The organism is Priestia sp. FSL R5-0597, assembly GCF_038006305.1.
Lineage (GTDB): Bacteria > Bacillota > Bacilli > Bacillales > Bacillaceae_H > Priestia > Priestia zanthoxyli.
Map to the genome: position 1 here is coordinate 22,112 of NZ_JBBOUZ010000002.1, position 15,472 is coordinate 37,583.

Consider the following 15,472-nt stretch of genomic DNA (forward strand, 5'->3'; position numbering starts at 1 on the left):
TATCTTTATTTATAAAAAAATGATGTATAAATAGTCCCCTTTTTATGCATCATCTCCTCAATTACCTATAAAGAGAACTCCGTCATATCAACGATGTATAAAAAGCTGCATAAAGCAGAAACAAGGCCCCATCTAGAACCCTTCTCCCAAGAGGGTTCTTTTTGGTATGTCTTCCGGAAAGAGTGGTTATGTAAACTAGCTTTGCATATCGTATACATAATTAATTGTCTACTTTTTAGTTTTAGGCATCTCTATGTACGTTCATTTTGTAGCGCTTTTTTAACCAAAAATAAAGAATGAACTCGCTGATTATAAAGATAATCACACTTATAAATGTAGTTGCTAGAAACTCAAAGATATTGAGAATAGACATAGAGTGGCCCCACCACCAATATCTAAAATTTGTTCCGAATAAAACGAGATGGATAAAGAGAGAAATTGCTTGAACTTCTCCTACTGATCTATCGGATTTCGTAATAAGTATCTTTCCAATAAAGAAACTTATTATAAAAGATAGAACAATGAATACAAAATAAAGAGAACTAGCTAATAAGGCTTCTTGCGGTGAATACATTGTAACCCTCCTTTTATATACATTATTTTACCATTAATTATAATTAAAGGAAGTTGGTTTTTGTATTAAGAATTGCTACCTAGAATATGGACTATGTTAACTAAAAGTATATAGAGTATGTACATAGCTTTTATGGTGAACCTTGTGTATACAGTGGTAAAATAAAGCTCTACATAAAACGAAAAGGCGGAGTTTAATATAAGAAAACTAACTATATTGGATGAATTAAAGAGGCTTAACAATGACCTGTATCATCCATTTCCCCATGAAGACATTCGTAAAATACAAGATAAATTTAGTGGGAAATTACATGAAGACGATCTGTTAACCGCAGATTTTAATAGCTATTGGATGAATATTGCTGGCAGTTTAAGTTATATGGTGAAAGGTAAAACGAAGATAATTCCTCAAAATCAGATCGATGAATTAAAGTTGACTTTCTTTGAAATTTTTCCGCAATATTCTTTTTTAGAAAAAGAAATCTCTACCTATCCAAATTTGTACGAAGAATATAAGATTTATGAGAAAACAAGAGAGCTCATGTTAAGTTATTTATTTAATTGAAGCCAGTAAAGAAAAAGGGACGACTTTCTAAATAGTCGCCTTTTTTTTGTGCCGATAAGGGGTTTTATGTTAACTAGAAAGGGATAGCTAAACATATACTCTAACACTGGTGTATATAGGAGTGTTAAGTATAGGCGTATCTTCTTATAATAGCCAAATATGTGTTGAAGGTTATGAAAAGTGGCAGCTTAGTATGAGAAGTTACCACTTTTTACTTTATATGATCAGTACCCTTATTTTTGATACGAGAATCTAAAAAAGAATCCTTAATTTCCACTTTCATATTCTATTATTCTATTATTTTAATACTTTTGTTTCAAATCCTTGTATACCTTTAAAGCTTGTTCATATGTATCATTGTTTGAAGCAATTTGATAGTTTTTTGCGCTATCATCTGTATGAAAAATCCCTTTATCATCTATCATTAAAGTTCCCGAAATTTTATCATGATAGACAAATGTTATTGATATTGTCTTATCAAGATTCAGTTGTTGGTTGGTTTGTCCTATATATTCAATTTGATTATATGAATTAACAAGCGACTGAACGCTTTCTCGCTCAACTTTATCATATCCCTCATATAAACTTTGCCCTAAACCAATATCAACGTAATCTGCTTTTATTGCCTTTACAGAGTTATTACTGCGTCCATTTATAATAAGGACTATTATTACAATACTAAGAATAAATAATAATCTTTTCACAATTTTAATCCCTTCAAAGTATTAATGTTATTAATTTTTAAACTTTTATAAACACGTCACTATCTTTTTTACTTAGACATGTATATTTAAACTAACGTTTTATTTAAGAACTGAAGTAAAAAAAGCAGTTAAAATCAATAACACAAAAAATGTTATAAAAAAGTATCCTATTATACGTATTCCTTTAGGAACTCCTGATGTATTGATTTTCGTCGGATTTCCTGAAACCTTATTTAAATGATCTTCAACATCATTTATGCTGTTTTTATTCTCTTTATCCATTAATTTAAAATACCTCCTAGAATATTCTTGTATTATTAATGGTAACATTTATCTTTTAATCTAAATTACTAAAGTGTAAAACTAATTCAAACTTCCTAGAGCGCACATTATATTGACTAAAGATGTAAGGGGTATAGTGATTAAAATTTATATTATTGATAAAATGGTAAAAAAGGTAAATTTAGTTAGGTGGTTAGTATGTTCTTTAATATGTATCGAGTTATACATCTTTTAATAACAGGCATTATTATTATCCCATTCGCTTGGTTCCTTGCTGAAGGAGGAATAGGCGAAAACTTTTCTGGAAACAGACTTACCGAGCCTCAAATGTTACTAGTAATTCCTGTATGGATTTTAGGATCAGTCCTGTTATTTATCAAAAAAACTGTAAAATGGGGTCTCCTTATTACTCTCTTACCCATAATTTCAGCTGTATTATGGGTTTCAATTTCTATTTTGAGAACGCTGTTTTTCTCTTTATAGGTTAAGATTTCTAAGGTCGTTTATTTTGGGAAGGTTTTTTATTTATGACTGATAATCTTTTTACATTAACTAGAAAAAAACAAGAGAAGCAAGCATACCATGCTTGCTTCTCTTAATTTTAATTCAAACTCGTCGCAATTAATAGCATACCTAGCATGAGAAGGACTAGAATTAGAGCAAATGAGCTCATCATTAGTCCTTTCTCGTGTTTTTCAAAAGCTATTACTCTATATAAAAAGCAAACCGGGTAAAGTGTGCCTCCTAAATGTAATCCTCATAAAATTCATCATGTTTGCTAGGGATAAGACCTTGTCTTCCTGTAAGATAATAAATTAAATAGCCTAGAATATTAAAGAATACAAATATAAAAACCCATCCAATTCGTAACCTTTTTTGATGATAAGCATTGATAATTGCCCAGATAGTAAACAGAGTCCAGTAAACAGTCATTCCCACAAATAAGACAACGGCTTCTAATCGACTAAAGCTTCTATTGTCTATTGAAATGAACCATTGGTCATCCCCATTCCCAAATGTGTCAAAGTCTGCTCCTAACCATTTTGGAGCCCAAAGGGTTCTTTGATATTGAAAATCTGGCTGCACTCCCTTCCAGTGATAGTCAATATAATTTTCGCCAGAACGGCTGATTATATTTTTTGATTTATAAATAGTAACCCCAGAAACATAGTTTGTATCTTCTACTAACGCTTCTATTTTTCTTTTTATGTCTCTGGTTATCACATCTTTATCTTTCAATTCATAGGATATTAATGAACCTGTGTCGGATATTCCTTGAGCCGTTGATTCTTCCACTTTCCACAGAAAATAAAAGCTGGACATTGTGACGATTAAGCATACTACTGCTACGTATAGGATGCGCTTTGCAAATATCTTCTGTATTTCAAACAATTGTCCAATCACATTTCGTATTTCTTTTTCTTCACCAAACCGTTTAATAGCTATTGCAACGGCCTGTTGTTCTGTTTTGCCTTCTGTTTTTAATTCATGGACGGCTTCCAACAGATGATTGGTCATTTCTGCTTTCAGCTCATTAATTTCTTGTTGATCTCCTTCTACATTCAGGTACATAGAATCCACAAATTTTTCTATTCTCTTCACTTAGTGCCTCCCCATAAAAAAGAATCCATCATTTTCTTTACAAATTGCCATTCTAAACGCTTGGCTTCAAAGTTTTGCGTACCTAATGATGTGACTTTATAATATTTTCTTCTTCCACCAGGGCCTTGTTCATCTCCCCAGTACGAAGAAATCCAATTGTTTTTTTCCAATCTCTTTAAAGACAAATAAAGAGTCCCTTCTTTTAATTCAAATTGTTCTTCACTCTTCTCACGAACAATCTTAGCTAATTCATAGCCATACATATCCCGTTGATGCAGTAGCGATAAGATTAGCGTATCAATATGCCCTTTCAAAATCTCTCTACTAATTTCCAATTTATCCACCTCTTATGAAATTATAAAAAAGAATACCTTTTATTACAAGGTATTCTTAAAAATATGTCGCGTGAAATATGGAATTAACTCATTCTTTCTTTGAACATGTAATAAGAGATTAATTGTTTTCCTTTTTTGTAGAAAAATGTGAAATGATTGTATACTTTTTCACTGCTCATACGTTATAAGACAAGAAGGAGGAAAAATACTTGAAAAATCGGTTATCAAACGATCAGCTAAAAATTGTCATGAATCAACTTTATTTGTACTTAATCAAACAAGGTGCAAACCAAGAAACAGCTAAAGATATTGTTCAAGAAGCAGTTTGTAAACTACTTGTTCATCTTGAATCGATTGATACCGATAAATATAAATCATGGCTTTTTAAAGTAGCGATAAACTTATATTACGATTACTGCCGAAAGAACAAAAAATCTCAGTACGTGGTAGTAGAAGATTACCTTATTACCAATGAACGATTAATTGAAGAGATGATGATTGTACAAGAAAATCAGCTTCTAGTAAGAAGCATACTGCAAAAGGTGTCTCCCACCTTCAAGCAACTACTTCTTTTAAAGTACGAGCTAGAGTGGTCTTATAAACAAATTGCGGAATATGTAGATATGAAACCTGAAGTTGTGAAAACGTATTTAGCTCGTGCTAGAAAAACATTTAAAGAGATGTATAGGAGAGAAAGTAATGAAGAAAACGAATGATGCGTTAGATTCTATTTTTGATGAAAAGTCTTTACATAGAACGCTTAAAAAAGCAAAGTATAGAGCAATTTTACGAACAGTTTTTATCTCCGCACTCGTAGTTAGCTTTGTTATTGGTTTATTTGTCAAAGGAAATAATTATTTTATTGCCTCAAAAGGAGACAAGATTACTGATCGGATAATTACTGAAAATCAGGTGAGGATGTCTCCAAACACATACACTAACACTGATAGTAAATCGATTGGAGTTTTAAAGGGAACTATTAAGAGTGAAGCATTTAAAGTAATTGAAGACAAAGTGATACCTTGGGGGACAGAAGAAATAACGTATGATTTATTTGGAAACTTGAATGCATCATTCTCCATGAGTAGTACAATTGTCAATGAAACGACAGTTTATCATATTCCTAATGGGCAACGTGAGATGCTATTCTACGTACCTAAGTATAAGTATAAGGTGTATGCTAATGACTTTGACATGATTAAAGATTATCCAAATGATAAATATATGGAGATGGCCATATCTTTTGATAAAAATTACACACTGAAAGAAGTACAAAAGATGCTGCCTACATCTGCTCACCAAACATGGTACTGGGTAGATAACTATAACTATAAATATGCAAAGTCTACTGGGTACAGAGGTGAGCCAGAAAGTGGACGATGGTTATTAGGTATTTCTAAACCATCACCACAACTAGGAGTAAAACTAACGAGTAATAAAGTCAAAACAGAAGCAGACTTTTTAAATGAGCTCCAAAAAACAGATCCAGGGGAAGTCAAAAGTCTAAAAGACAGACAAGAAAATGGATTAATTATAGGCGTAGTAGTTACAGGAACAAAAGAAGAACTCCTTTCCTTGCAAAATAAGCCCTATGTTAAAGCAGCTAGTTTAGGAGCAGTGGTTGATAAGTACTGATTTTTAGGATGTTGTGGTATGGGAAGTAGGAATATAAACTTCGGTTTATTAAGCTTGCTATTTGCTTCCTGCAGAATCAATCATGCTAATTAAGATTCTATCTCTTCTACCTCAAAACCGGTATATACACATATAAACTAATATGGTAAAATTACTCATATTTTATTGTTAGAAACTTAGATTATGTTGGAGGTTTCAAATGAGTTACAGTGTTCCAGTGTTTCTTATAGTAGTACTTATGTGTATTGTTGCAAGTCAGTCTTATTTACCAAAATGGTTAAAGTGGTTGGTTGGTGTCTATTATTCGTTAGGAATATTACTTTTTAGTTATCTTCAAACTCGTTTAGCCGATAAATGGTATGTGCATACTCCTGTTCCGGACGAATATTGGGATGCAAACTCAAAGTTAACAGATATATTTTCTGCTGTGTTCTTTATACCTGTCTGCATTCTTTTTTTAATACTATATTATAACTGGTTCAAAAAACTAAAAAAGCCTCTACATCGTGTATATTTAGGAATCAGTGTGGTTCCTCTATTGCTTATAGGTTTTATATGTTTCTTTATGTTTGATTTCTTGTACGGGTATAGACCTTAAAACCTTATCGTATTAAACAAACTAGTCTAATAGACTTTGCTTATTCTTTTACCGACGATACTTGTCATCGTAACTAAAGTTACATAGTTCTATTACGATAAACACACTCTCTAGAAGGCATTTGTCCTTACATTCCATTAAAGTTAATCAATAAAAACTTATAGCATATTGAATCAAAAACTCTCTTATTTGAGAGTTTTTTTATTTTTTGCATAAAAAACACAACTTTTTTTAAAAAACTCTCGTCTAAGTAAAGAATATTGGATAAAAGGATGGTCAGGATATTGGAAAAGACAAAAAAAGAAGAAATTGAGCGTTGGTATGACGACCATAGCGACGCCATATTAAAATTTATTTTAATGCTGGTGAAAGATTATCAGCAAGCTGAAGATTTGACGCATGAAACCTTCGTGAAAGCTTACCTCTTTTACGATTCCTTTCAGCAAAACTCCAGTGAAAAGACGTGGTTGTTCCGCATTGCGCATAATGTCACCATTGATTATTTTAGAAAACAGAAACCTTTAAGCCTTCTAAAAGATTTTATTCTGTCGAAAACAGACCCTACTCGTTTACCTCAAGAGATGATTGAGCTTAAAGAAACATCTCTAGAGCTGTATCAAGCGTTAGAAAAGCTGAAAGACGGACACAGAAAGGTTATTTTACTGCGAAAAGTTCAAGGTTTTTCTGTTAGGGATACGGCTACCATTTTAGGGTGGTCTGAAAGCAAAGTAAAGTCTACACAGTTCAGGGCAATTCCTGCTTTGAGAAAGCAGTTAGTAAAGGACGGGTATATATATGAAGAAACGGTTTAATTCTTTTAAGGATGATAGTTCACTAGAAAAATTGAATGAGGAGTTGGTCTGGAGATCAAACCGAAAACAAAAACAGAAGCAGCGACTTTTAGAAGCAATCGACCAATTAGAACAATCAGAATCAGTAAAACCTGAAAAAGATATATTTTTTAAGAAACAAAATCGTCCTCTAAGAAATGTTGTGTACTGTGGTATTACACTTGTTATTTTGAGTGGTGCATTCATTAGTTCAGCATTTGTTTCTCCAGCAATGGCTCAAGTGGCTGCTAAAATACCTTATTTGGGTCAGATTTTTAAAAGAGAGTCTGTAGGTACTGAAATTATTAATACGTTAAGAGAAAAGGGTTATAAAATTGACCTTCTAGGACAGACCTATTATGGAGGCAGGAAACAGATTGAGGTGCATGTGGGTGGCTCAGAGAAATATTTCAAAGACGTTAAAGAAGATATATATAAGATTACAAAGGGTATCTTAACAGCACGCAAATACGATACGTATAAAGTTAAAGTTACAAGGTATGATGTTACTCAAGACAAGTATAAACCTGATCCTCGCCAAGAAAAATACGACAAAATAAACCAAGAGATTGATGCTGAATTAAAAAAACGTAATTATCATGTGTTAGATGCTAGCATAGCAGGGTTTGAATCAGATGCAAGAGTAGCTCTAGAAGTACTTGATACTGAGAAACATATCGAAGAGATTAAACAAGTAATTAAAGATGTCCTTGTTGAAAACAACGAAGAAAAAACACCTATAAAGGTATATAAAATTAACTTAAAAAAGCAAGAACAAGAAGGTAGATGGGGAAATATCCTTGATGATGTTGGTGAAGATTTATTAGGAAAAGAGGAATATCATGTGAAGATGGTCGGCTACTCTGTTCACCCTGAACCACAGGTATTTATTTATACATCATTAAGTTATTCTGAAGAGAATAAAGAGTTTGCCAACGAACTCGAAGGAATTATTGATGAATTCCTTCAAACAGATGACATGAAGGTTAAAATAAAAGGTGATCCTTATAAAATCATTATTTACGCTAAAGGAAAGAAAAAACTAAATTAAATAGACGCGTTCCTCCCCTGAGGATTAGGCTCACTATTTCTCAGGGTACTTCTTTTTTAGTTTATATCAAATGGAATACGGGCTATAACGTTACTGTGTATGAGTAATTTTTTCTCAGAAATAGAAAACTATTTTGTTTTTGAAGCGTCTAATTAACGATGTCAACAAATCTATATAGAAATGGTGTTTTACAAATGGAACGTAAGAAATCAGAAAGCTTTAATTATGGGCTTGCTTTCACCCTTTTGTTATTTTTTATCATTAGTTGTGTTGCTATTTTTAATGCCCAGCAAACAGGCCAGTACACAACAAACTTCGTCGTTAAACAAGTCGAATGGTACATTGTAGGCGGAGTCATTATCTTCATGATGATGAGGCCAGATGAAGACCAACTGAATCGGATCACGTGGTTTTTCTACGGTTTTACTATTTTTATTCTTATTTTGCTAATTATTTCGCCCACAAGTATTGCTCCTCTCAAAAATAATGCGAAAAGTTGGTTTGTGCTCCCTGGAATTGGTTCAATACAGCCATCCGAGTTCATGAAAATCTCCTTAATATTAGCGTTTAGTAAAGTAATTCAACAACACAATGAAAAATTTAGAGTTAGAGATGTCAGGAGTGATTTGCTGCTAATTGGAAAATTGGGTGCAACTCTTTCCATCCCGATACTTTTGATTATGCAACAACCCGATTTGGGAACAGCACTCGTAATGATTTTTTTATTTTTTATGATGTTATTTATTTCAGGTGTCACGTGGAAGCTCATTCTTCCAATTTTTACTTCTATGGGAGTAGTCGCTTCTATCATTTTATACATGGTACTGAATCATGCGGCAATCCTAGAAAGATACCTTCATTTACACCCCTACCAGTTTGATCGTATTTATGCTTGGTTTGATCCAGAATCATATGCTGGAAGTCTTTCCTACAACTACTTGCAGGTTGTAAAGGCAATTGGTTCGGGTTCTATATCAGGGCGAGATACCTCCCATTATGCTGTATATGTTCCGGAAAAGCATTCAGATTTCATTTTTAGTGCAATTGGAGAGAACTATGGGTTTGTGGGAACAAGTTTGGTTCTTCTTTTGTTTATGGTATTAATTTATCAAATTATAACGGTCGCCTTTCATACAAAAGATAAATATTCTACGTACATTTGTACAGGAATTATATCCGTTATTTTCTTCCATGTTCTTGAGAATGTAGGAATGTGTATAGGTCTTCTCCCTATTACAGGCATCCCTTTACCTTTTATAAGCTATGGGGGCAGTTCTCTTATGAGCAGCATGTGTTTAATGGGGCTCGTTTTAAATATTAGTTTTAGATCAAATGTGTATATTTTCGATCAAAATGAGAGGTAACTAGAGATGAACAAAGAAGTGAAAAGTAATGAACTAAATATGACGTCTCAAACACGTCTACATATATTAAAATATATTTTATTTGTTTCTTTTGGATTGTTGTACATTGGCTTTGTTATGTGGTGTTTGTAGCCTATTAGCCTAATTGAACTATTTTAAGGAAAATAAATTAAAAAAGAAAGTTCGATTTATAATTTCATAATTAAGTTAACAAAAAGAAACCTTTTCCTATACAGGCAAAGGTTTTTCAAGTTTATTAGAATAGGGGGAATACGTTATTAGTTTGGCCATATTTATAGATTAATATACATGGTGATTTATAATTTCAGTATTTAATAAAGTCTAAATATAGGGAAGGTGACAAGATGGATGAATTTAAAGATTTGCTATCTTACGGCATTTTAATGAAGCCTACTTCTTATTCTAAGTTAAGATTAGCTATTGAAGAGTTAACAACGGAGGAGTGGTTTAAAGAGTTGTATAAGGTTCCGTCTTATAACACTACAATTTGGAAGGACAAACAAATAAAAAGGATCCTTTTAGATCCTCAAAAAATAAAGATGATAAAACAAGATCAATCTCATGCAATGGAATTTATTGATCTTATCAAAGAATCAGCCGAATAAAACAAAGGCTTTGCTGATAAGCAGGGGCTTTGTTTTATAATTAAAATTTCCGATAAGAGTGATTATGGTAACTAATTTTTTCACCCAAACTATTACTTTAATGTTATTTTTAGTAATAGAGGTGAGTGAGATATGAATTTTAAAAAGAGCCAATCTTATATTGATTTGACGGTAAGAAATTGGGATAACACAGAATTTGGTAGTACTTTGAGGGAAATGTGTGAAGCAGCTAGAGAATATGAGAATGATCAAGTAGAAGTTCATCAAGTAGTAAATCTAGGTAAACGTAAGGGAGAATGGCACTACCTAATTATCTTAAATATCAGTCAAGATTTAGATAATTTGGGGGTACTTGTAGAAAGTAATTATAGATAAATAAATCCCCCTTTATCTAAATAGGACAAAGGGGGATTGGTTCCTGTAAGCTACATTATGGTAACTAAAAGTAATTGAAGGTATACATAGAAAATATTCTTCTGGCAAAATATATCATATATGAGGTAAAAATGTTAAAATTTAAAAGTTAATGGAAATAAAATTAATTTTTAAAATTTTAACGATGTTTTGGAGGACCTTCAAATGGCAAGTAGTAGCATTAAAACAACAAGTGTTACAAAGAGCACAATTGGCAACATATTGGGTGTACTCTCTATAATTATTGCTCTTACAATGACATTGCTTATTGTGAATTTTTTAAGTGGCTTTATAGAAATTAAAGACTTACAAGGATTACCGATTTTAGTCCCTGCATTCGTAGCACCCTTTTCTGCTGCATGTGGAATTATAGGATACTTCTTAAATAAAGGTAAAATATCATTATTTGGAATTATATTCAATATTATTTTATTTTTAGTACCATTTGTTTATATGATTTTAGGAACTCTATTTTTAGGAGTATAATTTAGAATGAAAAAAATACATATTTTTAATGTTATATCAGGGATAATAATTATTTTTTCAATGATTCTATTAATTGTGGGGGGAAGCAATAATCTTCCGTATATTTTAATAGCATTGTTTATTATTTCTTATTTTATGCAAGTTAAAAATCTTGGTAGGATTGTTTGGATCATGATTACAGGGTTAATACTTATTTTATCCTTAGGCACCTTACTGCCTCACTTGTTTGCTCCTTAGAGTAGAAATATAGATTGTATACACCGGCATGATTACACTTTATTCGCTACCAATCCTCTCTAATGTAGAGAAGTACTAAAGAAGATAATAGTTTAGGAGTCTTACGTATTAAAATAAAAAGCCCTCTGTTTAAAGTTTTTCTTTACTAGTGCCGATAAGCTGTAGTTTAGGACAGTAGTAGATAAATGTTGAATTGTAAAGAATTGAAACGGGGAAAACCCGTTTTATGTTACCTGACAAATAAATCAATGGTACGATTAACCATATATTTAATTCTTGGAGGGCCAACTTGAAAAAACGTTTTAGTCAATACTCATTGTGGTTATCATTGCTTGGAATTGTTATTGGGGTAGGACAATATTTTACACCAATATATAGCTCAAATATTCTTTATATAGGAATTGTCATTTACCTTATGGGCTTTTTATGTGGAGTAATAGCTTTTGGAAAACATGAAAAAGGGCTAATGAAATATTTTAGTTTGACCTCTTTTGTTGTAATTCCACTACTTATTATGTTAGGCATGCTATTTTTTGCAATGAATTTTGGTGAAAGTTAAAAGAAGTGAGTTCAACATGCTTGCTTCTTTTTGTTTTCTATAAAATCTATTAGGAGGAAATTAGATGAAGAAATTCTTTAAAAATGCTTTAAAAGTGTCAGTAGCTTCTTTAGTTACTTCAATAATCTTGTATGTAGTTATAATTGGGTTCTTTCTTTTATCAGTTGTTACAGCAAACATTTTTGGTACTGTGATTAAGATTATTGTGCCTATTTTAACTTTAGTTACAATCCTCTGTAGACGTCAAGTCGAATTTTACACTTTTTGCTTATTTGCTTTTTACACTTCTGCTGAAAATACACTTTTTCGATGTTTCATTCGATAACTATCTCCATCCATATGAATGACTTCTACACGATGGAGTAAACGATCTAAAATTGCAGTAGTAATTCCTTGATCTCCCATTAGTTCACCCCACTGTTCAGGGCTTTTATTGGATGTAAGAATGATAGAACTTCGTTCATACAAATGATTAATTAAATGGAAAAACAAATTTGCTTCTCGCTGATCCATTGCCATGTACATTAAATCATCAATGATAATCAGATCGGCGCCTCTTAAGCGCTTTAGCTGCACTTTTGATTTGTTTAGAAACTCTTCCGTTTTTAAAAGATGAATAAGCTCACCCATAGTTACGAAATAGACGTTGAAACCTCTGTGAATAGACTCAACCCCCAAACCAATCGCTAAAAATGTTTTACCAACGCCTGGCGGTCCCAATAAAATTAAATTATACTGCTGCTCAAGCCAGTTTAGCTCTGCGAGCTGGGTCAATTGACGTCCCGTTAAAGCTGTTTGCTCTTCTAATTTAAATTCACTTAATGACTTCACGTAAGGGAAGTGCGCCCACTTCATTCTTCTTTCTAAACTCTTTACTTCGCGTTTTCTAAGTTCGTAACGCGTAATAGATTCAAGAAATTCTAAATACGTCCAAGAAGATTTTTCAGCCTCACGTAGGAGCTTTGGTAGCTCCTCAGCTGTTTCAGATAACCTTAATTGGCGAAAGTGTTCCTGCAAGTCATTTACAGTCTTATTCACTGTGGGTCACCCCCTAAAATACTTGTGTAAGCAGTAAGGGAGCGAGTTGTTACTATGATGTTGTCTTTACCTGAATGTTTTATAAAGGGAGGCTTAACCTTTTGGGTACATTCAGTTTGTAATGCATTTTGGTGGTTTGCGATATCTCGAAAGTCATTGGCGCTGTAAAGTTTATCTATAATGCATTTAGTCAAGGTGGCTTCAATCCACATTGGATATTTCTCAATGGTGTGTTGAATGATTATGAGCTGATCGCGCCGATACCGTGGGTATCTTAAACAAATTTCATTTAAATAAGAAGTTGCACGTTTCTGATCTTCAAAATGTGAAACCAGTTGTTGCTTAAATTCTTCAATACCTTTTGAGCGATCCCGGATATGATGTAGATGTTGAATAAGCTTTCCCTTTTCATTACTAATGCTATGTTCAGCAATTACTTCTCCATCTAACTGTTTACGGATAATCAACGTTGGCGGTTGGCTCGAAGTGACTTCAATAAAAACCTCATTATCGGAGGCTGCACTATACGTTCCGAGAGGAACGGAATAACGGTTTGATTTAAACCGTATTGTATTGTCCTTACTAATATTCCTTGTTATACTTGGGGTAATGAAGCTTTCATATGAGAGTGGTGAAGAGACGGGCTGTAAGTGTTGCTTTTCGACGGGGAACACTTCAGCTGGTCTTTTTTTCGTTGTCTGATGAACATGTTGATTTCCAGTGCGATGTAGCCACTGTAATGCACGGTTATTCCAATCCTCAATATTGCTAAATACTCGGCTATCTGCGAAATTTCCCTTTATGTACTTTACAACGTTCTCAATCATTCCTTTTGATTCTGGGTCTGCCTTACGACATAAATGAACTTTAAACTTACGCTCATTTACATAGCTTTGAAACTCAGAAGTTAAAAGTAGCTGACCTGAATTTTCACTTACTGTAATTAAACGATCCTGATCATACACAATTTCTTCTGTACGTCCTCCATAAAATTGAAATGCATTTTCATGACATCGAATGGCATCATTTGTTGTAAAAGGCCGGTCCTGCCACTCCATATATTTGTATCGAGAGTGAGCTAAGACAAAAGCGATGAAATATAGTTTAATTTCATTCTTTTCAGTTGTCTTCTGTTTTGTTTCTCCCCAATCCACCTGGATTTGCTTACCCATAGGTTGTTCAGGGATTGCTTCATATTGCCGAATTATTACTTTTTTCTCAATCTGATAAATCTCCCGCATCTCTTTCACATAGGCTCTTACTGTACTCTCGCCAACAACTAAATCGGGATAACGCTCTAAGAGCCAATCGTGGATTTGTGCTGCACTGAGATGAGGGTATTCTTCAAGCCAAGCGATAATCCAATCCCTGTAGGGATCCAACTTCTTACCTTTGCCTTGAAGCTGTTCCATGTATGCTTTTGTCTCTTCAAACGTCATTTTTAAATATTTATAAACGGTTGGTCTTGATACTTTGAGCTCCTGTGCAATTTGAGATACTTTAAACTTCCGTTGATGTAATTGTTGAATATTTAAATAAAGCATTAGCTTCTCCTCCAAAACGCTGTCCCCCCAGTAAAATAACACCTTCTATTATTTTACTAGAGTTCTAGCTTATTGAAGCAAAAGTGTAAAATTACGTTGAGCAAAAACTGTCAATTATATTCTAGCGTTTACACCATTTTTTCATATTATCACCCTTTTAAATTTTTTATTACTAATCATACGCAGTTAATGGGGTTTAATTCCAATAATTAAAATAGTATGAATTAAAACATAAAAGAACTTATATTTAGAAAGATTACTAAGTAATAGCCGTTTCTAATTTCACTATTTATAATTGACTAAATTAATGCTTCCCGACTTCAGAAATCCATTTGGTTCGAAAATAATACACTCCAATTAGTGTGAATAAACATGTTAACAATAAAGAAACAATGATTATTAATGGAATGTTATATCCATTAAACGCTGACATTACGGGATAAACCCACAAATGTATGATACTAAGTTTTGGTGAAGTGATTGCAAATAGTCCCGAAATAGTTAATATGGTACAAAGACTAATGGGCATTAGTATACCTGAAAACTTAAAACTAAATAGTAATTGAATAGAACTAATAAGGCAGCCAGATAGCCAGATGGAGATAAAATGTATTAATAGTTCTTTAAATACAAAGCCATCTACATCAAATATAAGCATATAAAATAGAAGAACCAGATGGATAGCTGTTACAACAAACAAATTTAAGAGTGCTAATATTAACATTTTATTTAAATAAAGTTGTCCTGTTGGAATTGGAGATATTAAAAGATTATTGAGACCCGAATTTTTTCGCTCCATACGAACAATTAAAGCTGTAATGACCCCTATTAATAATGGATAAATAAAACTCAGAAACATTTGGAAAGTAACAGCTCTTAGCACATCATAACCAGCTTTAGTGGCCCCCACGTATAATACTCCACTGACTAATGTGAATAAGATTGGAACAGCAAATAAAGTCCAGTATATTCCTGTTCTTTTTAACTTAAAGAGTTCGATCTTTATTCCATTTATAATCAATATTTTGC

18 protein-coding genes are annotated in these 15,472 nt (G+C 32.7%); 11 read left to right on the plus strand and 7 right to left on the minus strand.

The genetic code is table 11. The annotated features are described in order from the left end of the window. The first annotated feature begins 790 nt into the window (after positions 1–790). Entirely contained in the window at positions 791–1,138 is a 348-nt protein-coding gene (locus MKX72_RS26790; RefSeq protein WP_263623954.1) for a YxiJ-like family protein, read from the plus strand. Between the two features lie 302 nt (positions 1,139–1,440). Here the strand turns inward: MKX72_RS26790 and MKX72_RS26795 are convergent, their stop codons facing one another. The 4 genes from MKX72_RS26795 to MKX72_RS26810 all read right to left on the minus strand — a co-directional run bounded on the left by MKX72_RS26795 (position 1,441) and on the right by MKX72_RS26810 (position 4,061). Beyond that, complete coding sequence (locus MKX72_RS26795; protein WP_154972809.1) at positions 1,441–1,842, minus strand: hypothetical protein; 402 nt, start codon at positions 1,840–1,842, stop codon at positions 1,441–1,443. 99 nt (positions 1,843–1,941) lie between these two features. Further along, complete coding sequence (locus tag MKX72_RS26800; RefSeq protein ID WP_048022071.1) at positions 1,942–2,124, minus strand: hypothetical protein; 183 nt, start codon at positions 2,122–2,124, stop codon at positions 1,942–1,944. Between the two features lie 744 nt (positions 2,125–2,868). Then, positions 2,869–3,726 carry a permease prefix domain 1-containing protein gene (locus tag MKX72_RS26805; protein ID WP_155008791.1) on the minus strand — a complete coding sequence of 286 codons (858 nt, stop codon included), beginning with the start codon at positions 3,724–3,726 and terminating at the stop codon, positions 2,869–2,871. Continuing rightward, a complete protein-coding gene (locus MKX72_RS26810; protein WP_153253235.1) occupies positions 3,723–4,061 on the minus strand; it encodes a PadR family transcriptional regulator in 339 nt (112 codons plus the stop codon). The genes MKX72_RS26805 and MKX72_RS26810 overlap by 4 nt, the downstream gene beginning before the upstream one ends. A gap of 209 nt (positions 4,062–4,270) precedes the next feature. On the opposite strand from MKX72_RS26810, the gene MKX72_RS26815 reads away from it, so the two are divergent. The 10 genes from MKX72_RS26815 to MKX72_RS26860 all read left to right on the plus strand — a co-directional run bounded on the left by MKX72_RS26815 (position 4,271) and on the right by MKX72_RS26860 (position 11,861). After that, complete coding sequence (locus MKX72_RS26815; protein WP_153253236.1) at positions 4,271–4,777, plus strand: RNA polymerase sigma factor; 507 nt, start codon at positions 4,271–4,273, stop codon at positions 4,775–4,777. Continuing rightward, positions 4,761–5,696: an anti sigma factor C-terminal domain-containing protein gene (locus MKX72_RS26820; RefSeq protein WP_155008790.1), complete on the plus strand. Its 936-nt coding sequence runs from the start codon at positions 4,761–4,763 to the stop codon at positions 5,694–5,696. Before MKX72_RS26815 ends, MKX72_RS26820 begins: the two co-directional genes overlap by 17 nt. A gap of 882 nt (positions 5,697–6,578) precedes the next feature. Beyond that, entirely contained in the window at positions 6,579–7,106 is a 528-nt protein-coding gene (locus MKX72_RS26825) for an RNA polymerase sigma factor (RefSeq protein ID WP_099000609.1), read from the plus strand. Further along, positions 7,090–8,175, plus strand: coding sequence for a DUF4030 domain-containing protein (locus tag MKX72_RS26830; protein ID WP_155008789.1), 1,086 nt, complete (start codon positions 7,090–7,092; stop codon positions 8,173–8,175). The genes MKX72_RS26825 and MKX72_RS26830 overlap by 17 nt, the downstream gene beginning before the upstream one ends. A gap of 194 nt (positions 8,176–8,369) precedes the next feature. Further along, positions 8,370–9,539: an FtsW/RodA/SpoVE family cell cycle protein gene (locus MKX72_RS26835; RefSeq protein ID WP_048022076.1), complete on the plus strand. Its 1,170-nt coding sequence runs from the start codon at positions 8,370–8,372 to the stop codon at positions 9,537–9,539. Between the two features lie 365 nt (positions 9,540–9,904). Continuing rightward, positions 9,905–10,165, plus strand: coding sequence for a hypothetical protein (locus MKX72_RS26840; protein ID WP_048022077.1), 261 nt, complete (start codon positions 9,905–9,907; stop codon positions 10,163–10,165). 132 nt (positions 10,166–10,297) lie between these two features. Beyond that, positions 10,298–10,540, plus strand: a complete 243-nt coding sequence (locus tag MKX72_RS26845; RefSeq protein WP_048022079.1) for a hypothetical protein — start codon at positions 10,298–10,300, stop codon at positions 10,538–10,540. A 204-nt stretch (positions 10,541–10,744) separates the two neighbouring features. Continuing rightward, positions 10,745–11,065 (plus strand): hypothetical protein, encoded by a 321-nt coding sequence (locus MKX72_RS26850; RefSeq protein WP_048022080.1) that lies wholly within the window; start codon positions 10,745–10,747, stop codon positions 11,063–11,065. Positions 11,066–11,071: 6 nt separating this feature from the next. Further along, positions 11,072–11,302, plus strand: coding sequence for a hypothetical protein (locus MKX72_RS26855; RefSeq protein ID WP_048022082.1), 231 nt, complete (start codon positions 11,072–11,074; stop codon positions 11,300–11,302). A gap of 289 nt (positions 11,303–11,591) precedes the next feature. Then, positions 11,592–11,861, plus strand: a complete 270-nt coding sequence (locus tag MKX72_RS26860; protein ID WP_048022084.1) for a hypothetical protein — start codon at positions 11,592–11,594, stop codon at positions 11,859–11,861. Positions 11,862–12,140: 279 nt separating this feature from the next. On the opposite strand, the gene istB is transcribed toward MKX72_RS26860, so the two are convergent. The 3 genes from istB to MKX72_RS26875 form a co-directional block, all read right to left on the minus strand. After that, positions 12,141–12,899, minus strand: coding sequence for an IS21-like element helper ATPase IstB (gene istB / locus MKX72_RS26865; protein WP_063247688.1), 759 nt, complete (start codon positions 12,897–12,899; stop codon positions 12,141–12,143). Then, positions 12,896–14,443: an IS21 family transposase gene (gene istA / locus MKX72_RS26870; RefSeq protein ID WP_155008857.1), complete on the minus strand. Its 1,548-nt coding sequence runs from the start codon at positions 14,441–14,443 to the stop codon at positions 12,896–12,898. The genes istB and istA overlap by 4 nt, the downstream gene beginning before the upstream one ends. Positions 14,444–14,747: 304 nt before the next feature. After that, on the minus strand, positions 14,748–15,464 hold the full coding sequence (locus MKX72_RS26875; protein WP_186808559.1) for an ABC transporter permease: 717 nt from the start codon (positions 15,462–15,464) through the stop codon (positions 14,748–14,750). Positions 15,465–15,472 lie beyond the last annotated feature (8 nt).

What these genes read in the sequence shown, in the direction of transcription:
- MKX72_RS26840 (WP_048022077.1), top strand. Translation starts at nt 9,905, where the DNA reads ATGGATGAATTTAAAGATTTGCTATCTTACGGCATTTTAATGAAGCCT.
- MKX72_RS26820 (WP_155008790.1), top strand. Translation starts at nt 4,761, where the DNA reads ATGAAGAAAACGAATGATGCGTTAGATTCTATTTTTGATGAAAAGTCT.
- MKX72_RS26835 (WP_048022076.1), top strand. Translation starts at nt 8,370, where the DNA reads ATGGAACGTAAGAAATCAGAAAGCTTTAATTATGGGCTTGCTTTCACC.
- MKX72_RS26800 (WP_048022071.1), bottom strand. Translation starts at nt 2,124, where the DNA reads ATGGATAAAGAGAATAAAAACAGCATAAATGATGTTGAAGATCATTTA.
- MKX72_RS26830 (WP_155008789.1), top strand. Translation starts at nt 7,090, where the DNA reads ATGAAGAAACGGTTTAATTCTTTTAAGGATGATAGTTCACTAGAAAAA.
- MKX72_RS26855 (WP_048022082.1), top strand. Translation starts at nt 11,072, where the DNA reads ATGAAAAAAATACATATTTTTAATGTTATATCAGGGATAATAATTATT.
- MKX72_RS26845 (WP_048022079.1), top strand. Translation starts at nt 10,298, where the DNA reads ATGAATTTTAAAAAGAGCCAATCTTATATTGATTTGACGGTAAGAAAT.
- istA (WP_155008857.1), bottom strand. Translation starts at nt 14,443, where the DNA reads ATGCTTTATTTAAATATTCAACAATTACATCAACGGAAGTTTAAAGTA.
- MKX72_RS26850 (WP_048022080.1), top strand. Translation starts at nt 10,745, where the DNA reads ATGGCAAGTAGTAGCATTAAAACAACAAGTGTTACAAAGAGCACAATT.